This is a genomic window from Rothia terrae (genome assembly GCF_012396615.1).
Classification (GTDB): domain Bacteria; phylum Actinomycetota; class Actinomycetes; order Actinomycetales; family Micrococcaceae; genus Rothia; species Rothia terrae.
In genome coordinates this window covers 84,509-106,216 of the sequence record NZ_JAAXPV010000008.1, presented here as the reverse complement: position 1 = coordinate 106,216, position 21,708 = coordinate 84,509, and the positions used below count along the sequence as shown (strand labels likewise).

At 53.6% G+C, this 21,708-nt stretch carries 19 protein-coding genes and 1 riboswitch; of the genes, 13 read left to right on the top strand and 6 right to left on the bottom strand.

The window, feature by feature from the left end:
* Positions 1–117 precede the first annotated feature (117 nt).
* Positions 118–1,152 carry an ornithine cyclodeaminase gene (locus tag HF984_RS06060; protein ID WP_168614783.1) on the top strand — a complete coding sequence of 345 codons (1,035 nt, stop codon included), beginning with the start codon at positions 118–120 and terminating at the stop codon, positions 1,150–1,152.
* 237 nt (positions 1,153–1,389) lie between these two features.
* Here the strand turns inward: HF984_RS06060 and HF984_RS06055 are convergent, their stop codons facing one another.
* Together HF984_RS06055 and HF984_RS06050 are read right to left on the bottom strand one after the other, a co-directional pair.
* Positions 1,390–2,223 carry an aldo/keto reductase gene (locus tag HF984_RS06055; protein ID WP_168614782.1) on the bottom strand — a complete coding sequence of 278 codons (834 nt, stop codon included), beginning with the start codon at positions 2,221–2,223 and terminating at the stop codon, positions 1,390–1,392.
* 110 nt (positions 2,224–2,333) lie between these two features.
* Complete coding sequence (locus HF984_RS06050) at positions 2,334–3,182, bottom strand: aldo/keto reductase (protein ID WP_168614798.1); 849 nt, start codon at positions 3,180–3,182, stop codon at positions 2,334–2,336.
* A gap of 196 nt (positions 3,183–3,378) precedes the next feature.
* On the opposite strand from HF984_RS06050, the gene HF984_RS06045 reads away from it, so the two are divergent.
* The 8 genes from HF984_RS06045 (at position 3,379) to rbsK (ending at position 11,032) form a co-directional block, all read left to right on the top strand.
* Entirely contained in the window at positions 3,379–3,684 is a 306-nt protein-coding gene (locus HF984_RS06045; protein ID WP_168614781.1) for a YiaA/YiaB family inner membrane protein, read from the top strand.
* A gap of 197 nt (positions 3,685–3,881) precedes the next feature.
* Positions 3,882–5,204, top strand: coding sequence for an MFS transporter (locus HF984_RS06040; protein WP_168614780.1), 1,323 nt, complete (start codon positions 3,882–3,884; stop codon positions 5,202–5,204).
* 218 nt (positions 5,205–5,422) lie between these two features.
* Positions 5,423–6,466 (top strand): DUF808 domain-containing protein, encoded by a 1,044-nt coding sequence (locus HF984_RS06035; RefSeq protein ID WP_168614779.1) that lies wholly within the window; start codon positions 5,423–5,425, stop codon positions 6,464–6,466.
* A 317-nt stretch (positions 6,467–6,783) separates the two neighbouring features.
* On the top strand, positions 6,784–7,656 hold the full coding sequence (locus HF984_RS06030) for a sugar-binding transcriptional regulator (RefSeq protein WP_168614778.1): 873 nt from the start codon (positions 6,784–6,786) through the stop codon (positions 7,654–7,656).
* A 253-nt stretch (positions 7,657–7,909) separates the two neighbouring features.
* Complete coding sequence (gene fucP, locus HF984_RS06025; RefSeq protein WP_168614777.1) at positions 7,910–9,292, top strand: L-fucose:H+ symporter permease; 1,383 nt, start codon at positions 7,910–7,912, stop codon at positions 9,290–9,292.
* Positions 9,292–9,867, top strand: coding sequence for an aldose epimerase family protein (locus tag HF984_RS06020; RefSeq protein ID WP_247596485.1), 576 nt, complete (start codon positions 9,292–9,294; stop codon positions 9,865–9,867). The genes fucP and HF984_RS06020 overlap by 1 nt, the downstream gene beginning before the upstream one ends.
* Positions 9,864–10,118, top strand: coding sequence for an aldose epimerase family protein (locus HF984_RS11500; RefSeq protein ID WP_247596484.1), 255 nt, complete (start codon positions 9,864–9,866; stop codon positions 10,116–10,118). Before HF984_RS06020 ends, HF984_RS11500 begins: the two co-directional genes overlap by 4 nt.
* Entirely contained in the window at positions 10,115–11,032 is a 918-nt protein-coding gene (rbsK, locus tag HF984_RS06015) for a ribokinase (protein WP_168614776.1), read from the top strand. The genes HF984_RS11500 and rbsK overlap by 4 nt, the downstream gene beginning before the upstream one ends.
* A 233-nt stretch (positions 11,033–11,265) precedes the next feature.
* Here rbsK and HF984_RS06010 read toward each other — a convergent pair whose 3' ends face one another.
* The 3 genes from HF984_RS06010 to HF984_RS06000 all read right to left on the bottom strand — a co-directional run bounded on the left by HF984_RS06010 (position 11,266) and on the right by HF984_RS06000 (position 17,447).
* On the bottom strand, positions 11,266–12,486 hold the full coding sequence (locus tag HF984_RS06010; protein ID WP_168614775.1) for an MFS transporter: 1,221 nt from the start codon (positions 12,484–12,486) through the stop codon (positions 11,266–11,268).
* A 460-nt stretch (positions 12,487–12,946) separates the two neighbouring features.
* Complete coding sequence (locus HF984_RS06005) at positions 12,947–16,555, bottom strand: DEAD/DEAH box helicase (RefSeq protein WP_247596483.1); 3,609 nt, start codon at positions 16,553–16,555, stop codon at positions 12,947–12,949.
* Between the two features lie 94 nt (positions 16,556–16,649).
* Positions 16,650–17,447 (bottom strand): hypothetical protein, encoded by a 798-nt coding sequence (locus HF984_RS06000; protein ID WP_168614774.1) that lies wholly within the window; start codon positions 17,445–17,447, stop codon positions 16,650–16,652.
* A gap of 376 nt (positions 17,448–17,823) precedes the next feature.
* A riboswitch (SAM riboswitch) is annotated at positions 17,824–17,956 on the top strand.
* 36 nt (positions 17,957–17,992) lie between these two features.
* Between HF984_RS06000 and HF984_RS05995 the strand changes: the two genes are divergently transcribed.
* Together HF984_RS05995 and HF984_RS05990 are read left to right on the top strand one after the other, a co-directional pair.
* Positions 17,993–18,199, top strand: a complete 207-nt coding sequence (locus HF984_RS05995; RefSeq protein ID WP_210729598.1) for a nuclease PIN — start codon at positions 17,993–17,995, stop codon at positions 18,197–18,199.
* Positions 18,196–18,630: a type II toxin-antitoxin system VapC family toxin gene (locus HF984_RS05990; protein WP_168614773.1), complete on the top strand. Its 435-nt coding sequence runs from the start codon at positions 18,196–18,198 to the stop codon at positions 18,628–18,630. The genes HF984_RS05995 and HF984_RS05990 overlap by 4 nt, the downstream gene beginning before the upstream one ends.
* On the opposite strand, the gene HF984_RS05985 is transcribed toward HF984_RS05990, so the two are convergent.
* Positions 18,627–19,400: an SDR family NAD(P)-dependent oxidoreductase gene (locus HF984_RS05985; RefSeq protein WP_168614772.1), complete on the bottom strand. Its 774-nt coding sequence runs from the start codon at positions 19,398–19,400 to the stop codon at positions 18,627–18,629. The two genes, HF984_RS05990 and HF984_RS05985, sit on opposite strands and share 4 nt — an antisense overlap.
* Before the next feature lie 116 nt (positions 19,401–19,516).
* Here HF984_RS05985 and HF984_RS05980 point away from each other — a divergent pair, with 116 nt between their 5' ends.
* Together HF984_RS05980 and HF984_RS05975 are read left to right on the top strand one after the other, a co-directional pair.
* Positions 19,517–21,292, top strand: coding sequence for a cell division protein PerM (locus HF984_RS05980; protein ID WP_168614771.1), 1,776 nt, complete (start codon positions 19,517–19,519; stop codon positions 21,290–21,292).
* Positions 21,282–21,629 (top strand): MazG-like family protein, encoded by a 348-nt coding sequence (locus HF984_RS05975; protein WP_168614770.1) that lies wholly within the window; start codon positions 21,282–21,284, stop codon positions 21,627–21,629. The genes HF984_RS05980 and HF984_RS05975 overlap by 11 nt, the downstream gene beginning before the upstream one ends.
* The last annotated feature ends 79 nt before the right edge of the window (positions 21,630–21,708 follow it).

Here is a 21,708-nt window from a genome sequence, read left to right as displayed (position 1 = left end):
CTCAAAATGTACATATTTAGCGAAATATTCGTTCATTATTCCTATAGCCGTCTATACAATTCTTCTCTATTCTGTTCAAGGAGATAATCGGTGCACTAAGTCAGAGAGGACTTACGTATGACCAAAGTTGAATTCGTAGATGTTGCAAGCATGGCTCGCTGGATCCAGCGAGACGGCGTAGAAAACATCATCGGCGGAATGATCGAATACCTTGAATCAGACTTCAAGCGCTGGGAGCGTTTTGATAAGATTCCTCGTGTGGCTAGCCACACCCCCTTTGGTGTCATCGAACTGATGCCCACCTCCGACATGGAGACCTACTCCTTCAAGTACGTGAACGGTCACCCGTCAAACCCCGCACGTGGTTTCCAGACCGTTACTGCTTTTGGCATGCTGGCTGATGTCGACAACGGTTACCCCGTCTTCATGGCCGAGATGACCCTGCTGACCGCGCTGCGTACCGCTGCCGCATCCGCAATGGTAGGACGCAAGCTGGCGCGCCCCGACTCAAAGCACATGGCACTCATCGGTGCCGGTTCACAGTCAGAGTTCCAGTCACTGGGCTTCCGTGCAGCACTCGGTATTGAAAAGCTCTCAGTCTTCGACGTTGAACCCGAAGCATGCGAGAAGTTCCGCCGCAACCTCGAACCGCTGGGCTTCGATATTCATATCGCAAGCTCCGTTGACGAGGCTGTTGCTGATGCAGACATCATCACCACTTGCACCGCTGACAAGGCACAGAACCATGTGCTCAACAACGCGCAGGTCAAGGACGGCGTACACATCAACGCTGTTGGTGGCGACTGCCCCGGTAAGACCGAGCTCGATAGCGCAATTCTTGACCGCTCCACGGTGTTCGTTGAATTCCCGCCGCAGACCCGCATTGAAGGCGAAATTCAGCAGAAGGACCCGGACTTCCCCGTCACCGAATTCTGGCAGGTGCTGACCGGTGACAAGCCCGGCCGTACTTCAGATCAGGAAATCACCCTGTTCGACTCCGTCGGCTTCGCAATCTCTGACTTCTCAGCACTGCGTTACGCACGCGCCGCTACCCAGGGTAGCGAGTTACAGACCTTCATCGACCTCATCGCTGAGCCTGAGGATCCCCGCGACCTCTTCTCGCTGATCAAGGTCAACAGCCCCGTCGGCTAAATTCCAAGGACGCTCATAAGTCTTGGTAAACGGTTCACCCCGGCACATATGCGCAATGTGTGCCGGGGCGAAGTGTTTTAACGGGAATAACTCTTCTTGCAACTTGACCACTGCACCTGAGAACTCACCGCCAGAAGTCGCTTATCGCCGTATGAATTAATGACATACAAAAATCGGTGGCGCGCTCACCTTGCATACCACCGATTTTTATTCGGCTTTAAAACTCACTGTTGAGTCTTAGAAATCCATGTCTGCGGGGTCGGGGCCGAGGCGTCCGTCCTCGCGGGAGAGTGCGTTGATAGCCTCAACGTCTTCAGAATCCAAGGAAACACCCAGTGCATCAAAGTTCTCGGTGATGCGCTCGGGGGTGACTGACTTGGGGATAACGACGTTGCCGATAGCTAGATGCCATGCCACAACAACCTGTGCGGGGGTAGCATCGTGCTTTTCAGCAATCTTTAGGACGGTTTCGTCTTTGAGGATTTCGCCGCCCTGGCCCAGCGGTGACCATGCCTCGGTCTTAATGCCGAGCTCGTCGTTGACCTTGCGCAGTTCAGTCTGGTTGAAGTAAGGGTGCAGCTCAATCTGGTGGATTGCGGGGGTAACACCGGTAGCCTCGATGATTTCGCGCAGTTCCTTTTCGGGGAAGTTCGAAACACCAATGGACTTGACGCGACCTGACTTCTGCAGCTCAATCAGAGCCTTCCAGGTCTCCAAGTACTTGCCGCGGTGAGGTGCTGCCCAGTGAATCAGGTAGAGATCAAGTTCCTCAATACCCAGGCGCTTGAGTGATGCATCGAAAGCTGCCAGTGCCTCATCGTAACCCTGGTCTTCGTTCCAGACCTTGGTGGTGATGAAAACATCGTTGCGGTCAACTGATGAAGCCGCAAGTGCGCGTCCTACGCCCTCTTCGTTACCGTAAATCTTAGCGGTGTCGATGTGGCGGAAGCCCGCGTCCAGTGCCAGGCCTACAACCTTTTCAGCAACCTCATCTTCAACCTGCCATACACCGTAGCCGAGCTGAGGGATTTCATTGCCGTCATTGAACTTCACTAGTGGCGCCTGTGCCATGCTAGCCATCCTTTCGATCGTGGTTAGATGTATTTCTACTCAATCACCTACACAGTGCAGAATCAATTGTGCCTGCGGTGCAGGCCACGAAAGTTAATCTTAGAAGCGGCTTACTTCTGCATAACACCGGGGCGATCTGAGTAGAACGGTGCGCCAAGGTCGCCCACCGCAGGGTCGCCGCCCAAGCGTCCGTCAGCGCGGGTGAGGGAATCGATGAGCTCGATATCCTGTGCCGTCAACGTGACCTTGAGAGCATCAAGGTTGGACGCGATGCGTTGCGGAGTCTGCGACTTAGGAATGACGACGCTACCGGCGGCTAAATGCCATGCAACGATAATCTGCGCCACCGTCGCATCATGAACCTGAGCAATCGCCACAAGATCAGGATGCTCTAACGCCGAACCCTGCCCCAGCGGTGACCACGCTTCGGTCAAAATAGAGCGGGCAGCGTTCTCAGCACGCTGCTGTGCTTGGTTAAAGAAAGGATGCGTCTCAATCTGGTTGACCACGGGCGTAACACCAGTGTCGGCGATAATCTCATCAAGCTGCGAGCTGGTGAAGTTAGAAACACCTACAGATTTGACGAGACCGCGCTCGCGAAGCTCCAACAACGATTCCCAAGATTCACGGTACTTAGCCTGACCTGGCTGTGCCCAGTGAATGAGGTAGAGATCAACGTAGTCCATTCCCAGAAGTTCAAGGGATTTTTCGCAAGCCTCAAGTGCGGAGTCTCGTCCTTGGTCGGTGTTCCACAGCTTAGTGGTGACGAAAACATCTTCACGCGCGATACCGCTGGCGCGCACCGCCTCGCCGACCTGACGCTCATTCTTGTAGATTGTCGCGGTGTCAATATGGCGATAACCAGCCTCTAGCGCTGCCTCTACAGCCGGGGCAGTGCCATCCTGAGAAATAGCGCAGACACCAAAACCTAGCTGAGGGATGCCTTCGCCATCGTTCATGGTGATAGTGGGTGACGGGGTAGGAAAAACGTGGGGCACGATAAAACTCCTCTACGAAAACAAAGGGCAGTCTTAAGTCTACGACCTCACGTTGCATGGACCGCCGCCGCAGATAAGCGTCATAAAGTTAACTCTTTTTGTGACTGTGGTAATTTCTTTAATGCTCACCGTTATTTATAAAAAGGGTTTATTACTGATGTCTTCGCCTAATGTAAAGAAAAAGGCCTACCGCAATAATTCAGCATTTGTTTTGCTGGCTTGGGTATCTTTTGGATTCTTTGTCGTTTTGATGCTGGTTGGTCTTTACACCCTGAAAGAACCGCTCATGGTTAAGGGCTACTACCTGATGGGCTCCGTGGGCCTGATTTCGTCATCATTCACCGTTGCAAAGGTGGTTCGCGACAGCCAGGAAGACAACGAAATGTACGAGCAGATTATCAAGGACGCTGCAGCTGTGCAGAATGTTCGCTCACAGCAGGCTCGTCAGTACGAAGCTCGCTAAGTTTTAGACTGACTAAAAATTCCGACACTCTCAAGAGCGCCGGAATTCTTTTATTTAATAGTCAATGGCATGGGAAATAAATTTTCAATAGAAAACAAATGGTGAGATAGAGCAAGAATTTTCCTTATTGAATTATGCTCCCAAAATAAGAAAAAATCCTCTTGCCCGCATCCAACGTTTGACTGACAATAGGTAGCATGCCCAAACTCCTGATGGATATCACCCCGCTTAAAGTTAGTCCAGAGTTCCGTCGCATCTGGATGGGCGGGCTGTTCTCAACGATGGGCTACCAGATCACCTCTATCGCCATGACGTTAGAGATTTTCGCGTTGACAGGCTCAACCGCAGCCACCGGTGCTATTGGGCTGGTAGCAGTGGGGCCGCTCATTATTGGTGGTCTTTACGGTGGAGTTATCGCAGACACCTACGACCGCAGAAAAGTCGCCCTGGCCGCATCCATTGGAATGTGGCTAGTAACCCTGTGTATCGCAATTCATGCGTGGGCGAGCGTTCACAACGTATGGGTGCTTTACGGACTTATCGCCGTCGAATCACTGCTTCAACCTATCAATCAGGCTGCGCGTGGCGCCATTATTCCCAAACTCATCAAACGCAGGCTTCTACCCAGCGCCAACGCGCTTACCATGACGGTTGGAACCCTCGGCATGAGCGTCGGCCCGATGCTCGGCGGCGCACTCGTTGCAAGCGTTGGCTACAACTGGACGTACTCTATCAACGTGCTCGCCATGATGGTGGGGCTGTGGGCCTTGTATAAGCTACCGCCCATGATTCCGCATCGCGACCATGCGCAGGAGCAAAAACGAGGACTGTCATCCGTTGCCGAAGGTCTTCGATTTGTTAAAGGCCAACCCGTCGTGGGAATGTCATTTATCGTTGATGTCATCGGTATGCTCTTTGCCCAAGCCCGCCCTATCATTCCGGCGCTAGTGGTGGTCTCCTTTGGCGGCGGCGATAGTGGCGCAGGTATTTTGCTCTCTGCGGGAGCTATTGGCGCTTTGCTAGGTGTATCGCTCTCGGGCTGGCTGAAAAACATTGAACGGCAGGGACGCTTTCTCACCCTCAGCTACGTGGGCTGGGGCTTAGGATTCTTTACCTTCGGGCTCATCGCCTTCATGCTTCTCGGCAGAGAACCCAGCGACAGCGTCCTCGAAAATCTGTTGCCCATTCTAGGTGGTGCGGCTGCCCTGGCATTCGCCGGCTGGTGCGATGCACTCGGCGGTATCTATCGATCCACTATTTTGCAGACTGCCTCGCCGGATAACATGCGCGGACGCTTGCAGGGGCTTTTTATTGTCACGGTTACGGGCGGTCCTAATCTGGGCACCGGCCTGGTTGGCGGTGCCGCAAACGTCCTCGGCGCGCCCGTCGCGGCGATGGCGGGCGGGCTCACCTGCATCCTTGCAATCGCTGGAATTACGGTGGCAATCCCGGCTCTGTGGCGCTATGTACCCAAACCTATTGAAGATACCGCGATGATTCCGCAAATCCACCCGGAATAAAACCCGCCCTCACGCACTTTCCGTGGATTTGCGCTGTAAAAACACGGAAATTACAGCGCAAATCCACGGAATGTGAGGGGCGTAGTGGATGCTAGCGCGGTGGGGCGCACATTACGTGCGGGAGATACCCCAAAGAAGCTAACTGTCCCCTAAAATTAAGTAACTCTACTTTCTATACCTCTTGGCGGGTATAGCGCACCTAGAAAGATGTGATACACATGGCCGGTGGTTTGGCCGCACTTTTGGACGATGTCGCTGCACTCGTAAAACTCACCGCGGCAAATATGGACAACGTGGCGGCAGCCGCTGGACGCGCGTCCGCTAAAGCCGCAGGCGTGGTAGTTGATGATACCGCTGTGACCCCACAGTACGTTCAGGGTATTGAGCCTAAGCGCGAGTTCCCTATCATCAAGAAAATCGCGATAGGTTCGCTACGCAATAAGGCGATTATTCTTGTTTTTGCGCTCTTGCTGAGCCAGTTCATTCCGTGGCTTCTAACCCCGCTTTTGATGTGCGGTGGCGCTTTCCTGTGTTATGAAGGTGCTGAAAAAGTTATCGAAATTATTAATACCAAGGATAAAGATGCGGAATCTCCTCTTGGCACTCCTGATGAGGCGGACGAGAAGAAGATTATCTCTGGTGCAGTGCGCACAGACTTCATTTTGAGTTCTGAAATCATGGTGATCTCACTCAACGAAGTAGCATCTGAAACTCTCATGAACCGCGCCTTGATTCTTGCTGTTGTGGGTGTTGCGCTGACTATTGGTGTGTATGGTGTGGTTGCCTTGCTCGTCAAGATGGATGACTTTGGTCTGTTCTTGGCTAAGAAGGGCAAGGGGAGCGCTACCAAGTCGTTCGGGCGCGGTCTTGTGAAGGCTATGCCGACCGTAATGTCAATTATTTCCTTTGTCGGTATGTTGGCAATGCTCTGGGTTGGCGGTCATATTCTGCTGGACGGTATGAATAAGCTAGGCTTCCATCCTCTCTACGAATTTGTGCACCATATGGAGCACATCGTTGAGCACGCGATCCCCGGTTTCATTGGCGCAGTTTTGGCGTGGTTTACGAATACTGGTCTCTCACTCATCTTCGGTTTGATTGTTGGTGCGATTATCGTTGCGATTTTGCACTTTACCCCGCTGGGCCACGGTGGCAAGAAGCACGATGATGACGCTCACGGTCACTCAGAATCAAAGACTGTAGCTGAATCGAAGGACGCTGCCCACCGCGGTAATTCCGGTGGCGCGTCCGTGCGTGCATAGTTTCCGCAACAGAAGATCATAAGTTCGATTACGGCAGGGAACGGGTGGCATCAGCCAACATCCCTAAACGCCAGACCCGAGCCAGTTGGCAGCTACCACCCGTTCCTGCTTGTGGCTAGTAGTCGTTTCTAACGAAGCTTTACCCTCTCACCTTTCTCGCGGTGGGAGGGTATTTTTATCTGCCCGCGGCGTGTGCGTAAGCTTGCACCATGAAGACCAATGAGTTTGGGCTAACGCGACGTGATGAGCTGGCGCTGGATGCTGCCAAGCTCTACTAGTCGGGTCTTTCACAAGATGAAGTGGCGAAGAAGCTGCATATGGGGCGCCCTACGATTTCTAAGTTATTGAGCCACGCTAAGGACCGCGGGTTTGTGCATGTGGAGGTGCGCGACCCGCGCGAGAATGACCAGCGTCTTTCTGCGCAGTTGTGCGAGACATACGGGCTAAATAGTGTGCATATTGTGTCACCGCTCGGGCTGGGACCCACTGATTTGCGTAGGGCGTTGGGACGGCGTGCGTGGACTGTGCTGGCTGAGGTTTTAACGCCTGGTGACAGCCTGGGTGTGGTGTGGTCTGAAACTGTGCATGAGATGGCGGACGCTTGTGAGCAGACATCGCTTTCGGATATTTCTGTGGTGCAGCTTCCGGGATCTTTTGGCGATGATTTGAATGCTCATCGTATGAGGCAAGCACACGAGAAGTTGGCTGTAGCGCTGAATGCTGAATGTTATATAACGGATGTGCCGGTTATCTTTTCTACTCTTGAAGAGCGCTACCTGCCCGAGCATAGGAGCGCTGTTGCGCAGTTGTTGGCGCGTTCGCAGGAGTGCCGCGTCGTTGTGTTTTCGCCGGGTACGTGCACGCAGACGTCAAGACTTTTCCGGTCGCAGCTATTGAGCGCAGCTGAAAAAGAGTTGCTTGCTCAACGCGCGGTGGGAGACATCTGTTCGCACTATGTTGATGCAAACGCGCGTATTTGCCTGCCGGATGCGAATAGTCGGGTGGCAGGACTGTCTTTGCCTGATTTGCGTAAGGTGGAGCAGAAGATACTGGTCGCCGGTGGGGACGAGAAAATTGAGGTCATGCACGCTACCTTGAGGTGGGGCTATACAAATCGGTTGGTGGTGGATGCGAAAACGGCGCTTGCGCTGTCTCGGTACGATTCTTCTGGCGGAGGACGCGCGAGGTAGACTCGAATGGCACGCCAGTAAATAAGAGAACTTATGAACCTTGTATCCCTCTAAAAACATTTCAACTTGGAACATATGTGCCAAAAAATCCTGTAGAAACTTCCATGCCGCGTCCTAATATCGGTTGTGAGAGAGGGACAAGGGCGTCTTTTACCGCGAACCATCGCTACCCCGTGAAAAGCCATGAGTCTTCTCAAAACGTATAACCGCACACTCTGTCACCGACGACAGAGCTACCGCAAGGGATAAGACTATGAGTGTGAATGCAACGGCGCATCATCTCGAGGATGAAGGCGTACCCAACACCAGCTGGGGATTGATCAAAGACCGCACGCTTCAAAAACGTGACGGCTACCTCAGCAAAATTCCGCTCTTTCAGTTCATTCTGCTCTCCATCTGCTTTCCCATGTGGGGTGCAGCGGCGAGCCTTAACGACATTCTGATTACCCAGTTCAAGGCACTGTTTACGCTTTCCGATGTGGCATCCGCATTCGTGCAGTCTGCTTTCTACGGCGGCTACTTCGTTATTGCTATCCCGGCATCCCGCGTCATCCGCAAGTTCAGTTACAAAGTCGGTTTGTTGCTTGGCTTGAGCATCTACATTGTGGGTTGTCTGCTCTTCTTCCCCGCATCTCACGTAGCCACCTACACCATCTTTTTGGCGGCTATCTTCTCGGTTGCAGTTGGTCTTTCTTTCTTGGAAACCTCAGCGAACACCTACTCGTCCATGATTGGCCCCAAGGAGTCCGCGACGCTACGTCTGAACATCTCACAGACCTTCACGCCTATCGGCTTCTTGTCAGGCGCTTTGTTGGGCAAGTACCTGATTTTCACGGATGGCGATGCCCTGCACAAGCAACTCGAAGGCCTGAACGAAGCTGACCGTCATGCCCTGGCCGCAGAAGCACTGCAACGCACCTTGGAGCCCTACCGCCTGATTATCATGGTGCTGGTGGTACTCGTTCTGCTGGTTGCAATCACCCAGTACCCGCACTGCAAGCCGCTGAATAAAGCGCACGAAGAAAAGCCCTCGTCCATCGGCGAAACCCTGCGCTACCTCTCCAAGAACCCTGCGTTCATCAAGGGCATCATCACCCAGTTCATGTACGTTGGCGTGCAGACCGCACTGTGGTCATTCACCATCCGTCTGGCACTGCACATGGATTCCAGCATCAACGAGCGCAGCGCCTCCAACTACATGATTTTTGCGTTCATTGCTTTCTTCATTGGCAAGATACTCGCAAACTTCCTCATGACCCGCTTCAACCAAGACATGGTTCTTATCGCTTACTCGGTACTGGGCATGGTTGCGCTCGTTTACGTGATTAGTGTTCCCAACTTCTCAGCGGTATGGGCGGCAGTCTTCGCATCAGCGATGCTTGGCCCCGGTTGGGCGACCATCTACGCGCGTACTCTCGACACCGTTGAAGATAAGCGCTTTACCGAAACTGCAGGCGCAATCATCGTCATGGCAATTATCGGTGGCGCAGTGATCCCGGTAATTCAGGGCCTGATTTCTGACCTGACCGGGTCCATGCAGTTCAGCTTCATCATCAACATCCTCTGCTTTGGCACCATGGCACTGTACTTCTGGGACATTCACCGCCAGGCTCAGAAAGGCAAGGTAGCGGCATAATGTTTTCTCGTATAGCACTGCACCGCGAAACCTTTGGGGATACCCCGCGCGATATTTTCTCTAACCAGCACTGGCAGGTTACTGCAGAAAAGTACCCCTCCGGCGTGGAGTCCTTGACCATCAAAAACCACCGCTTGACGCTGGAAATCCTGCCCTACCTGGGCCAGATGATTTGGGATGCAGAAGTAGACGGCATCAACCTGCGCATGGACAACATGTTTACGCAGCCCTACCCAGTGAGCACCATCCAAGACACCTACGGTTGCTTCGCCTTCCACTCCGGTCTTCTAGCGAATGGATGCCCGGCGCCAGAGGACACCCACCCGCTACATGGCGAGTTCCCCTGCGCACGCATGGACGATGCCGAGCTTATTCTGCACGAGGACGGACGCTTAGGTGTGCGCTCGCGCTACCGCTACATTCAGGGTTTCGGCCATCACTATGTAGCTGTTCCCGAGGTGACAGTAACCCCTGACTCCGGTGTCTTTGATATTTCGCTGTCGGTCACCAACCCGAAATCGTCTACTTCGCCGATAACCTGCCCGCCAAGGCAGAACGCGCAGAGTTCAAGTTGACGCGACCTGACGGCTCGGCGTTCGTCACCAGCTTCAGCACCGACGAGTTCCCCGTGGCAACCCGCTGGATTCTGCACAACCCCGACCTGTCAGTCTCAGCCTTCGCGCTACCCGGCACCTCGCGTCCCGAAGGATTCCTGGCAGCCAAGAAAGCTGGCACTCTGATTGAATTAGAACCGGGCAAAACCCGCAGCTTTACCGTCCCCACCGGTTTGAAGAACGCCGACGAACTGAAAGAAGCGCACTCATGAAAATCGCAGTTATTGGTTCCAACAACGTTGATCTGATCAGCTACATTCACCGCATGCCCGAGCAGGGCGAGACCATCGAGGCACCCGATTTCCGTCTCGGATGCGGCGGTAAAGGCGCTAACCAGGCCGTCGCGGCGTCACGTCTTGGCTCCGAGATTTTGATGGTCACTCGCGTCGGCACTGATCTCTTTGCTGAGAACACCATTGCCAACTTCAAAGAAAACGGCATCGACGACAAGTACATTCTGCGTACCGAGGGCTCCAGCGGAGTTGCCCCAATTTTTGTTGATGAGCAATCAAACAACTCCATCATCATTATCAAGGGCGCCAACGCGCTGCTCTCGCCACAGGATTTGCAGGACGCTCGTGCCGACATTGAGCAGTGCCAGCTGATTGTTCTGCAGTTGGAAATCTCGCTTGAGACCGTCTACGCGGCGATTGATTTGGGCAAGGAACTGGGTATTCCCGTTCTGCTCAACCCTGCACCTGCTGCACCCGAGTTGTCGCTGGAACGTGTGAAGTCCGTGGAGTTCATTATGCCTAACGAGACCGAGCTTTCACTGCTGTCGGGCATGCCGGTGGAGAGCATCGAGGACATCTCAAATGCGGCTCACGTACTGTTGGACGTCGGTATTAAGAACGTGATCGTCACCCTGGGTGTGCGTGGTGTCCTGTGGATAACTGCCGAGGGCGAGAAACTGATTGAAGGCAACAAGGTGGACGCGATTGATACCACCGGAGCAGGCGACGCCTTCATTGGTTGTTTCAGCCACTACTGGGCTGAAACCGGCGACATTGAGGAGTCCTTGCGCATCGCCAACCTCTACGCGGGTGACTCCGTGACCAAGTACGGTACGCAAACCTCGTACGCGACTGCGTCCGAGTTCAAGGAGAAGTATACAGACAAGCTCTAGAGCCTGGTGGGGCACTAACGACGGAGCTAGTCACCGTAAATACGTCAGAAACCTTCAAAACAGGGTAATTTTGCACCCGGTTTTGAAGGTTTCTGGCGTATTTAGTGCACGCAGGAGGAAACCTAACCAGCACGCAGTCGTCGGCGATCGCTCCCATGGTCTTGCGCGGGGCGCTCGCCATGATTAATGCCAGCCCCAAGCCAGCTGGCGACTGCGTACTTTTTAGGATTCAACTACCTCACACACTGTTCTGCTCTATCCTCTGTGAGGTATCGATTGGCAATCGGTATCCATGCAAGAGCCATCAGCGTCAAAACTACAGCTATGATGACCACCGTGTTCCGTGAATTGGTCTCTGCACCCCACCCAATAACTGGGTTCATCGCGATTCCAACAAGACTACCGACAGTACTGGCAATATTGAGGACAGTCGCTCGGCGATGTACAGGTATTACCTTGTTTGCTACCGCTCTAATAATAGGACCTCGAGCATTCATCCCTAGCACAGTGAGTATGAATCCCGCGATAACAGCTACAGGATGCGGGACTGCCATCAGAACAAAACCACAGATTCCGTAACCCTGGGCTAAGAGCAAACTAGTCTTCCGACCAAAACTATCAACGATTGACCCAGCAAAATGGTTGTAAACAGCAGCTAGCAACTGTGCTGTTGCTCCAATGAAACCCCAGAATGCAACTGGTACCGCGGTTGCTTGGAACAATGGCTGGTTGATTGTAAAAACGGCATTAAACATGACGAAAGAAGCGCTCGATGCAACCGCTGTATACAACAGCAGCGGAGACGTAAAGAGCAACTCGGCGGCCCTTTTGAAGCTCAACCATGTCGTTTCGGAGTTTTTACTTCTCTTACCCTGTGGGTGCTGATTCGGCAGAAAAGCTACTGCACTCGCAGCTAAGATCGCGCATCCAGCACTTGCAAAAGCCGGATAAGAGACGTCTTGCGTAGCAAGAAGGCCACCCGAAATGGAACCTAGGACTCCGGCTCCTAGCTCTAAGGAGCTTAAATGTCCCCATACTCCGACTGAGAGCTTGTCAGCATGCTCTCTCAAGGAATCGTAGATATATGCGTCCTGCACACCGGTAAGCATGGCAATGCCAAATCCACTGAACATAAACGATGCCGCAAATATGCCAAAGGAATGTCCCACAGCAAAGAGCACTTCGGCGACAGCATTGAGAATAAAACCAGTGAGGATTATCCAGCGTCTATTTACTCTGTCCGATACGAGGCCGGAGGGAATCTCAGTAGCCAGTATGCTACCGAGCAAAATACTTTCTAAAAGAAAGATATCTTGTAAGGATAAGCTACGTGATGCGAGAAATAAGGCGCTGACGGGAACATAGAAAGAAAAGCCTGTAGCAACAGTAGCAACAGCGAGCGGCAATAAAAATCGTTCTGTCCACACCAGTGATGTTGTGGCGTGTTTTTTCATGGGAGGACCTCAAAGTTTTGTGAAAGGGAATAAGACGTCTGACGAAGTGGAATTCGCAAACGGTAGCGGAGGTCCTCGGCAACTATAAGTTCTGAGGTTTTAGGTGTGTTCCTTATCAGAGTAGCTCCATTTGGCGGAGGCATATGCACTAGCCGTCAATGTTGCTACTCCCAATAAAGCAATCATGAGATCCATGTTTGCTCCTGGAGTGTTGTAGGCAAAATCTTGCATTAAGAGTAGCTGTTGAAAATGGTGGTGACAATCACTGAGTGAGAGATATGGTTGCATACCCTAGCCCTCACCATCGTTCGTAAATACGTCAGAAACCTTCAAAACAGGGTAGTTTTGCACCCGGTTTTGAAGGTTTCTGGTGTATTTAGCGAAAGGACGCGGGCTGATGCGCTGGGGCGCCGGCGACTGTGCATCAACCGCCTGGCTCACCCCTAACGTCCGCAGATCTCTAGCTCTCGCTGTCCTCATCCATGAGCAGCTGACGCACCTGCTCGGCGTCCAGCTGGGAGCTGAAGAACTCGCCGTCATCCACGACCGCGTCGAAGAGTGCGGCCTTGGATTCTTTGAGTTCCATGACTTTCTCCTCAATCGTGCCCGCTGACACCAGTCGGTATACCATGACGTTCTTGGACTGGCCAATGCGGTGGACGCGGTCAACCGCCTGCTCCTCGGCGGCAGGGTTCCACCAGGGATCCATGATGAACACATAGTCAGCCTGCGTGAGATTGAGACCAAAGCCGCCTGCCTTGAGCGAGATCAGGAAAATGGGGGAGTCCCCGCGCGCCCACGCGTCCAACAGTGCAGCGCGGTCGCGGGCGGCGCCGTCAAGGTACAGGTAGCTGATGCCCATTTCGTCCAGGCGGGCGGCAATGAGTTTCAGGTAGCCGGTGAACTGACTGAAAATCAGTGCGCGGTGGCCTTCGCCCACAACCTCGGGCAGGTTCTCTTCAAGATAGTCCAGCTTGGACGACGCCACGCCCTCGTACTTCTTGCCGTCAATCAGGGACGCATCCAGCGCCAGTCGACGCAGGGTGGTGAGCGAGTTGAAGATGGTAAAGCGGTTCTTGTCGAAGTCCTCAACGAGTCCCAGAATCTTCTGGCGCTCGCGCTGCAGATGTGTGTCGTAGACGCGTCGGTGGGCGGGCGCCAACGGCACATCCACGCGCTGGTCGGTTTTCTCTGGCAGGTCAATTGCCACCACTTCTTTGGTGCGACGCAACATGAGTGGACGCACACGCGCGCGCAACTTGGCAAGGGCGGATGTTTCTTCGCCGGACTCAATGGGCGTTGCATAGAAGTCTTTGAAAGCGCGTGCCGAGGGGAAGAGCCCGGGTGCAGTTATAGAGAACATGGACCACAGTTCCATGAGATTGTTCTCGAGCGGCGTGCCTGTGACGGCGAGCTTGAAGCGCGCGGGGGTTTCGCGGGCCACCCGGTGCGCCTTGGTTTTGGCGTTTTTAACAAACTGTGCCTCGTCCAGAATCAGCCCGTTCCACGGGGTAGGTGTGCCCGCATCTATATAGGCTTGCTCGTCGATGCGTAAGAGTGCGTAGCTGGTGACTACTACGTCGGCACCGGCAATGGTGTGGGGCAGCGGAGTTTTGGATTTGGCCTGTGACTCGTAAATGCCCACCACATCCAGTGACGGCGCGAACTTCTGGATTTCGTGCACCCAGTTGGGTACGACGGATGTCGGTGCAACGATCAAAAACGGCGCGAAGTCTTCATCGGGGTTGTTCTTCCGGTGCTCTTGCTGGGCATGCACCATAAGGGCGATGGTCTGCATGGTTTTACCCAGACCCATATCATCGGCTAGCACTCCGCCGAGTTCTGCACGCCAGAGGAAGGTGAGCCAGTTGAAGCCTTCGACCTGGTAGGGGCGCAGTGTTGCGTCCAGTTCTGCCGGCACGGCTGGGGCGTTGTGGGTTCCCGCATCCAGCAGTGCCTGCACATGGGTGTCCCAGCTGGCGACGGTTTCGGTGGACGACGCGAGTTCCTCTAGCTCCTCCCACAAACCGGCCTGATGGCGGGTGATGGTGAGCTCTTTACCCTTGCCACGTTCGTTGAGGGTTCGCGCTTCGGTGATGAGTTCTTGTAGTTTCAAAAACTCGGGGCGATCCAGCGAGAAGTAGGTGCCGTTGCCTAAAAGCATGTGGGTTTGCCCGCGGTTGAGGGCTTCGAAGATTTCGCTGAATCCTACGTACCAGCCCTCTGCTTTCACCGCGATAGCTAGGCCAAACCAGTCGCGTTTGCGGGTCTCATCCACACGTACGGTGATTTCGGGTTCACCGGTGAGTTCCTTGAATTCGGGCACTTCACCGGTGACTTCAATGTGCACACCGGCAATGTCAGCTAGCTCCGGTAGGGCGTCTTCAACGAGTGCGCGCGTATCCCAGTTTTCCCAGCGGCGACGGGTAAAAGGCACCGTGGGGCGCACCTTTTTTACGGCGCGCAGGACGCGGGTTTCAAAGTCAGCGTCGCGAATTTCGGCGTGTGTTTCACCGGGGTAGCCGAGGGCTGGCAAGAAAATATGCTCGTTGGAGTCTGTGCCCTCGGCGCCCGATGCGATGCCCTCCACCGGTTGCGCGGGATAAGCCCACTTCCAGGCGGTACGAGCTGAGAGCGGGTTCGCCTCATCAAAATCTACAAAGAGCACGAGTTCAGGTTTTTGGACGGCAGGCAACTCAAGCTGCTCATCCACCGATGTGATATCAACTGAGCGTGAGAGTTGCGCGTAAAACTCGGAGTAAAACTCCTCAAGCTCGCTGGCAGGAACGCTGAGTGGCTCAGTGCTGACAAGTGATTCTGTAACCGGGTTGAGCGGCGCATCCAGCGGAATAAAAATGATATCTGCCTGAGCGTTGTACCAGCGGGGTAGAGATGAGTCCTGTGTAATGCTGGGCGGCGCTGCAGCAAGCGCGCTAGCCACTATAGTGTCGCGTTGAGCGTGCTGTGCTTCGGTTTCATAGGTTTTTTGTGCGTGGTTATTGAGGGCGATAAAACCGCGTCGAGGTTCACCCATTTTGTGGAAGTTCTGCGCTGAAAGAGCAAGGTCTTTCCACACCAGAACGGGGTTTAGCGCGAGCGACTGGGTGCTCTCATCATCCGAGTCTTGCGTGAGGGAAGCCTGCACCAAGACCTCGGGTGAAGACGCCACATCTACCGAGATTTCTTGCCCGTCCATCACAAAAGGAAGCTCGATATCTTCGGCGCGCGCCAGTATCTGCCAGAGTAACGCAGACCCCGCGTAGCTAAGGTTTACCCAGTCGCGGTGCGAGGTGTAGGACGACTGAGAAGGGCGCACAATGGCATAAAAATCAGTAAACCACTGTTCATGTTCGGTATAGAGATCAGTCTTCGCAAAACCGTGAATACCGCTTTGCATAAAGGATTCCCAGCTCAGACCGCCTTTAATCCATTTGCCTCGTGAGCCTTTCATGACCGGGCGGGCTGAAAGCGTTGCTTGCGCCGGTTTGCCCGCGCGCATACCGGAAGCGCCAAAAGCTGATGCCACGGTGATTTTTAGTTCGAGTGCGCCGGGAACTTTGGCTGATTCGTTCACACCGTTTGCTGGACGCGCTGCCAGAGTATGCGAAAGAGCGCGTCGCCACGCTGGTAGCTGGGAGTCAGCGTCCTGCCCGCCGAGTTCTGAGGCGGTCTGCAATCCGAGCGAGGCCGCGGTAGAGGCAGCACTTTTCCACGTATTAGAGGACGCAGTGAGTGCTTTTTTGGCTTTTGCTGAGCGGTCAATGGCGGTGAGCATGAGGGCGACGGCGTGCTTGCAGTCGTAGCCGACCGGGCAGGTACAGTTCGATGAGAAAGCGAGAGATCCTGCCGCTTTAACGCGCGGAAATATTACCTGAGACTGGTAAGGAAGCGCGGTGCTACCTTCAACTGTTCCTGAGAGCGTGCGCGTTGATTCGTCGTAGCTGTAGCGGGCAACTTTTGCCTCGCGCATATACTTTTGCCCGCGCGTGTATGCCCCGTGCCCTACTTGCCGAAGAATTTCAGGTGCAGTGACGGGAATGTCGGGAAAAGCTGAGGAATTTTCAGACAAGCGTTGACCTTTCACCAAAATGCGCGGTGCCTAACGGATTAACGCTACCGCACATCGCATCGCTACGCCTGTGCTGTGCCTCAACATTGAAGAGCTAGGTGGCGTTCGCCGGCTTGATGGACTCTGCGTTTTCTAACGCTATGCCGTGAACGGTTGCAGCCGGGTCTATGACATCGGCATCTTGAGAGACTTTAGTTTGAAACCATGTCACGATGAGAAAACGGTCTTGTTGGGTTGCTTTGACGCTGAACGGGTGATTTCTGAAGGTGCCGTTGAGCGTTGTGGTGTTGGTATCTAAATCGTTGTGCGGAGCATCTAGCTTGTACTCATCTGAATGTTCTGCGTAAAGATTTTGCAGCGCCTTAGTGCAGGATGTGGTCTGGTTTTTAAACCTGTTGAAAAGAGCAGTGGCTTCTGCTTCTGAGCCTGTTTCAAGAACGGTGCTGTACCCCTCGATTTGGTCTTCTTCATTTTGACCAATCAAAATATTGCGTCGTTCACCGGATGCGACGCTCCAGTTAGTTGCTTGGGTGGCAAGCAGTCCGGGCGTTACCTCTTCGTAGGGGGCGCACCGTTCGTTGACGGTGTCTACGATTTCTTGATCATCGACAGGGCTACCGCCTTCCCACAATTCGGTGCGTTCCACCGAGGTGAGCCACTGGCGGGTGTCAAAGTGCGTGACGGTGGGGTTCGCCATCAGATACGTAAAAGTTTGGGCATCTGAAATTTGTTTTTGAGTAGGCAAAACATCTGCAAGTTGCTCCGAGGACGCCTGTGCGATGGCGGGGGAGTTTGATGACTTGGAGGTAGCCGAACCTCCACTACATGCAGGAAGTCCAAGTAGTGAGAAAATTCCCAGAGCTACGCCCAAATATTTGCAGGTTACATTCACAGTTATGTGCCCATCATGTCTGTGGTTCTTTGTGTACTCGTTTATCAGTCTAAAAATAATATGCGCAAAGAAAAACTATTGCGGGGCTCACCACCCTGCTTTAGTGCGTGAGAACTGTCTCGTTTCGAGGGATCGACAAGGCTGCTTGGGCTGATATTTTGCGGTTCTAAAATTTTGCGTTAAAGGTATGACCACAGCGAAAAATAAGCCATTTCTACATGTCAACGGTGGCTCTGTAGCTGCGGTGGGTTCAGCGATGATTCCCAGGTGATGACTGGTCAAAATATTTTTCGAAAATGACCGATACGTGAGACAAAAAATTTTTTCAGAAAAGAGGGTTGCAAAAAGTTAGCTCTCTTGTCATAGTTTTAACCAGCTTCAAGAGTTTCAACTGACAAGCTCCGACTTTAGTTGAACGCCAACCCCATGTTCACGGGTGGCTCGGATGACGAAGCGGTCTGTATTCGCACGTTTTGTGCATTTGAGTTTGGTACAGACAAGAGCAGTATTTCGAAAGGAATGCGCTACTTTAGCGCAGCGTGGCTATGTCCAACACCATCACCCGCCCCACCGAATCTTTCACCAACGAATTTGTTGCAGCGTCTGTTCCTGCTCGTGGGGGATACGCCGCAATCAGCATCCAGGATTACACCCGCATCTCAAATGCGCGCGGTGAATTCTTGAACTTTCTTCTGACTCCTAATCCCAACGGTGTACCGGCTACTGACTACGGTGTTCTGAAAGCAGCATGAGCCAAGCAGGTCTTCTTCTTGATTCAGATGTGCTTGCGGAAACCCGTAAGTCAGCGCCTAACCCGCAAGTTGTAGCCTTTCTAAGACGGCGTTCTTACCGCGTCCTCTACGTTTCAGTGTTGAGCTTGGGCGAGCTTAAAGGCTTGTATCCTTACCCAGAAACTGAGCGGTGGATTGCGGAGCTACGCGAGCGTTTTGGCTCTCATGTTCTTGAGGTCGATGCCGCGGTTGCCCTGGAATGGGCAGGACGCCACGCCGAACCTCGACTGCACACTGTCGGTTCGGTGCAGACAACGCCGCTTCCAACTGCCGCACTTGAGGGTCTTATGGTGGCTACGGCTAGCGTCCACGATCTTGAGATTGTCAGCTCAAAAGCTGAGGTCTACAAGCAGTGGGGAATCACCGCGTCGAACCCCTTTGCTGAGGACTAATAGTTTCGGGTGCGTCCCACGATAGCGGTGGTGAGCGCTGGCGGCATCAGTCGTTGAGCGAACACCAGTGCTTTATAGGTTGCTGAGGGAATGATCAAAGCCTTGTTCCGAAAGTTTGCCTGAATGGCATCGGCAACTACCTTCTTGGGCAACAGCCAAAAAATAGCGGGTAGCTGGGGCTCATCGACTCCCATTGTCCGGTGAAAGCCACTGCGTGTGAGACCGGGGCACACGGCCGTGACCGACACTCCAACGGGGCTGTACTGCAGGTGAGCCGACTCGCTCATTGTCACAACAAAACGTTTGACCGCCGAATACGTTCCATTCGGCATAAACGCGGCAACCGACGCAACATTAATAATGCGCCCGCGACCCCGCTCAACCATGACCTCAAGAGCCGCGTGCATGAGCTGGAGCGGGATCTTGGCAAGAACATCCACCTGTTGCATGTGCGCTTGAGCAGAAGCCTTCAAAAATTCTTTTCCTAAGCCAAAGCCCGCATTATTAACAAGAATTTCCACGGGGCGTTCTGCGCTACGGATGCGAATTACCAGCGCCTGTACATCATCTTCCCGCAACAAATCTGCTCTCATAATCTCAACGTCCACGGAGTGCTCCTGACGAATCTCTTGCGCTAAATTCTCTAAGGCATCATGATTTCGGCCGCTGATAACCAGCGAATAACCGTGCTGAGCGTACTGGCGAGCAAACTCGGCACCGATGCCCGATGAAGCGCCCGTAATCAGCGCATAAGAAGATGAAAGACTCATACCCTCCACTGTAGAACACGCGTCCTTGTGAACTTGCACAAAATCTCACCTTATTTCGCGCTAAACAGAGGTCAGAGGTCAACAAAGCCCACGAGTTCGTGACAAGATGAGAAACGATGAAAACCACTGTTTCTGCACCCCCGGTACGCGCACCGCGCTCACGCGGCATCCCTATGCCTTTGTGGTTGCAAGGTGCTGTTGAATTTTTAGTGGCAGCGTTAATTTCATTTGTCGCTGTGTTCGTGCTCATCGGCGCGATTTCGCTGACGAATGGTTTTAACAAGGAACAAGATGTTGCCTCGGCGGCTAAGCTCTCGGGTAATATCTGGCTGCTCATGCACGGTGTTCCGTTGAACCTCAATATTCCGGTTAACGGAATCTTCGACGCCATTGCAGGAACAGTCAGTCTCACTCCTTTGGGCCTGACGCTACTGCCTCTTTATCTCACGTTCCGTGCCGGACGACGCTTGGCACAAGCATCGTACGAGGGGCAGTTCTGGCAGCCCATTGTTGCCGGTTTGCTCGTTTATATTGCCCTGACAACTGCGGTGAGCTATGTATCAGATACCTCGCGCGTGGCTACATCTTTATGGTTTTCAATGCTGATGCCTTTCGGTGTTGCTCTGCTCGGGGCGATTTTGGGCGGCTACTATGAGTCACGGTCGCTGGTGCGCATGATCGGTGTCAACGCGGCAACGGTGGTCTCACGTTTCAGCCAGTATTCGCGGTGGGCCGGTTCTTACGCGTGGGCTGTGGTTCGAGCAGCCGGAGTAGGTGCTATTGCTTTCATGGCAGGTGGCGCACTCCTTGCTGCGGGCGCACTGTTCTACAACTGGAATGATGTTGTGAGCATCTATCAGAGCCTGCACGCAGGAGCTGTCGGTGATACCGCGCTGACGCTTTTACAGTTTGGTTTTGTCCCTAACCTTTTGGTGTACGCTATGGCCTGGTCATCCGGTGCCGGGTTCTCTCTGGGCGAGGGCACCGCTGTTGATTTGACGCGTACCGATGTTGGAGTTCTTCCTGCATTGCCCATGTTTGGCGCTCTACCTAACCCTGTAGAGCCGTGGAGCTTTATTGCTTGCATTATCCCGATTCTTGCGGGTGCGGTTGCTGGCTGGTGGTTCTTCAGAGAAGGTGAAGACCACTTCGACGAGTGGGTTTCTTTGAAAATCCGCATCCGTCCTATCTCCTGGCTGATTTCTGTACTTTTCTTAGCTCTTCTTATCGGACTTCTTGGCGGGTTGATCAGTGTTGCTCTTGGCCAGTTCTCTCGTGGTTCACTGGGTTTGGGACGTCTGACCGCTATTGGTCCTGACCCTCTTAAATTTGGTCTGTATGCCGCAGGTTTGCTGGCTGTAGGAGTGATTCTTGGACGCGCGTTGGCACCCCTGATTGAGCCCGATAATTCCCCTGAGCTCGAGCGCTTTGCCGGGCAAACTCGTGCTAATCGTAAGGCAGCTAAGAAAGCGGAGCGTCAGAAGGCTCGTGCTCTTCGTGAGCAACAGAAAAAGTCTGGCAAGGACGTGAATGCTCTTGAAAGCCCGGTGATTAACGGCGAAATCGTCAGTGGCGGGTCAGTATCTGCCTCATCCGATGCCCTGCGCCGACTCTTTGCAGAAGACCAGCAGAAAGCTGAAGAAACCGCGTCCTCAGTTGTTGCCTCGGCGGGTGACGTCCAAGCGCGTGATGAGAGCAAAGAAACTTCAGAGTCTCCCAGTACAGATGAGAAGCCTGAAACCGCAGACACTGTGTTCGATGCCGAAGAACAAGTGTCAGGTACCTCAAAGACGGCTGAAGAAACCGCTGAGCCGGTAGAAGAAGCACCCAAAAAGCGTGCCGTTATCCGCCGTCCGAAGGCCAAGAGAAAGCCGTCATCGCATGAGTCATGATCTGCAACGTATCGGTAAGAACATCGCCACTTTGAGCGCGTGGATCGACGATGCCAACAGCGATCGAAACAACGAAGCAGCCACCTGGGCACGAATCGCCAAAATCACCGAAGAAGCGGGGGAGACCGTAGCCGCCTACATCGGTGCTACCGGGCAGAATCCGCGGAAGGGAACCACCCACACTATGCACGATGTGGAAGGTGAACTCATCGATGTGGCTGTTACCGCGCTTGCTGTGCTGGAACACCTACGCGGCAATGACGGTTCTAGCATGGAGGCTTTTGACGCTAAACTGCGCGCCACCTTAGAACGCGTTGACTTGCAGGTCTCCTCATAAAGGTCTAAAAGCCCCTCAAGAAAAACAGCGGTGGTCTTCACAATCCATGTGAAGACCACCGCTGATTTTGCGTGCAGAT

What these genes read in the sequence shown, in the direction of transcription:
- HF984_RS06035 (WP_168614779.1), top strand. Translation starts at nt 5,423, where the DNA reads ATGGCCGGTGGTTTGGCCGCACTTTTGGACGATGTCGCTGCACTCGTA.
- rbsK (WP_168614776.1), top strand. Translation starts at nt 10,115, where the DNA reads ATGAAAATCGCAGTTATTGGTTCCAACAACGTTGATCTGATCAGCTAC.
- HF984_RS05985 (WP_168614772.1), bottom strand. Translation starts at nt 19,400, where the DNA reads ATGAGTCTTTCATCTTCTTATGCGCTGATTACGGGCGCTTCATCGGGC.
- HF984_RS06010 (WP_168614775.1), bottom strand. Translation starts at nt 12,486, where the DNA reads ATGAAAAAACACGCCACAACATCACTGGTGTGGACAGAACGATTTTTA.
- HF984_RS06020 (WP_247596485.1), top strand. Translation starts at nt 9,292, where the DNA reads ATGTTTTCTCGTATAGCACTGCACCGCGAAACCTTTGGGGATACCCCG.
- HF984_RS05990 (WP_168614773.1), top strand. Translation starts at nt 18,196, where the DNA reads ATGAGCCAAGCAGGTCTTCTTCTTGATTCAGATGTGCTTGCGGAAACC.
- HF984_RS06060 (WP_168614783.1), top strand. Translation starts at nt 118, where the DNA reads ATGACCAAAGTTGAATTCGTAGATGTTGCAAGCATGGCTCGCTGGATC.
- HF984_RS05975 (WP_168614770.1), top strand. Translation starts at nt 21,282, where the DNA reads ATGAGTCATGATCTGCAACGTATCGGTAAGAACATCGCCACTTTGAGC.
- HF984_RS06045 (WP_168614781.1), top strand. Translation starts at nt 3,379, where the DNA reads ATGTCTTCGCCTAATGTAAAGAAAAAGGCCTACCGCAATAATTCAGCA.
- HF984_RS06055 (WP_168614782.1), bottom strand. Translation starts at nt 2,223, where the DNA reads ATGGCACAGGCGCCACTAGTGAAGTTCAATGACGGCAATGAAATCCCT.
- HF984_RS06050 (WP_168614798.1), bottom strand. Translation starts at nt 3,182, where the DNA reads ATGAACGATGGCGAAGGCATCCCTCAGCTAGGTTTTGGTGTCTGCGCT.
- HF984_RS06040 (WP_168614780.1), top strand. Translation starts at nt 3,882, where the DNA reads ATGCCCAAACTCCTGATGGATATCACCCCGCTTAAAGTTAGTCCAGAG.
- HF984_RS05995 (WP_210729598.1), top strand. Translation starts at nt 17,993, where the DNA reads ATGTCCAACACCATCACCCGCCCCACCGAATCTTTCACCAACGAATTT.
- HF984_RS05980 (WP_168614771.1), top strand. Translation starts at nt 19,517, where the DNA reads ATGAAAACCACTGTTTCTGCACCCCCGGTACGCGCACCGCGCTCACGC.
- fucP (WP_168614777.1), top strand. Translation starts at nt 7,910, where the DNA reads ATGAGTGTGAATGCAACGGCGCATCATCTCGAGGATGAAGGCGTACCC.
- HF984_RS06030 (WP_168614778.1), top strand. Translation starts at nt 6,784, where the DNA reads ATGGGGCGCCCTACGATTTCTAAGTTATTGAGCCACGCTAAGGACCGC.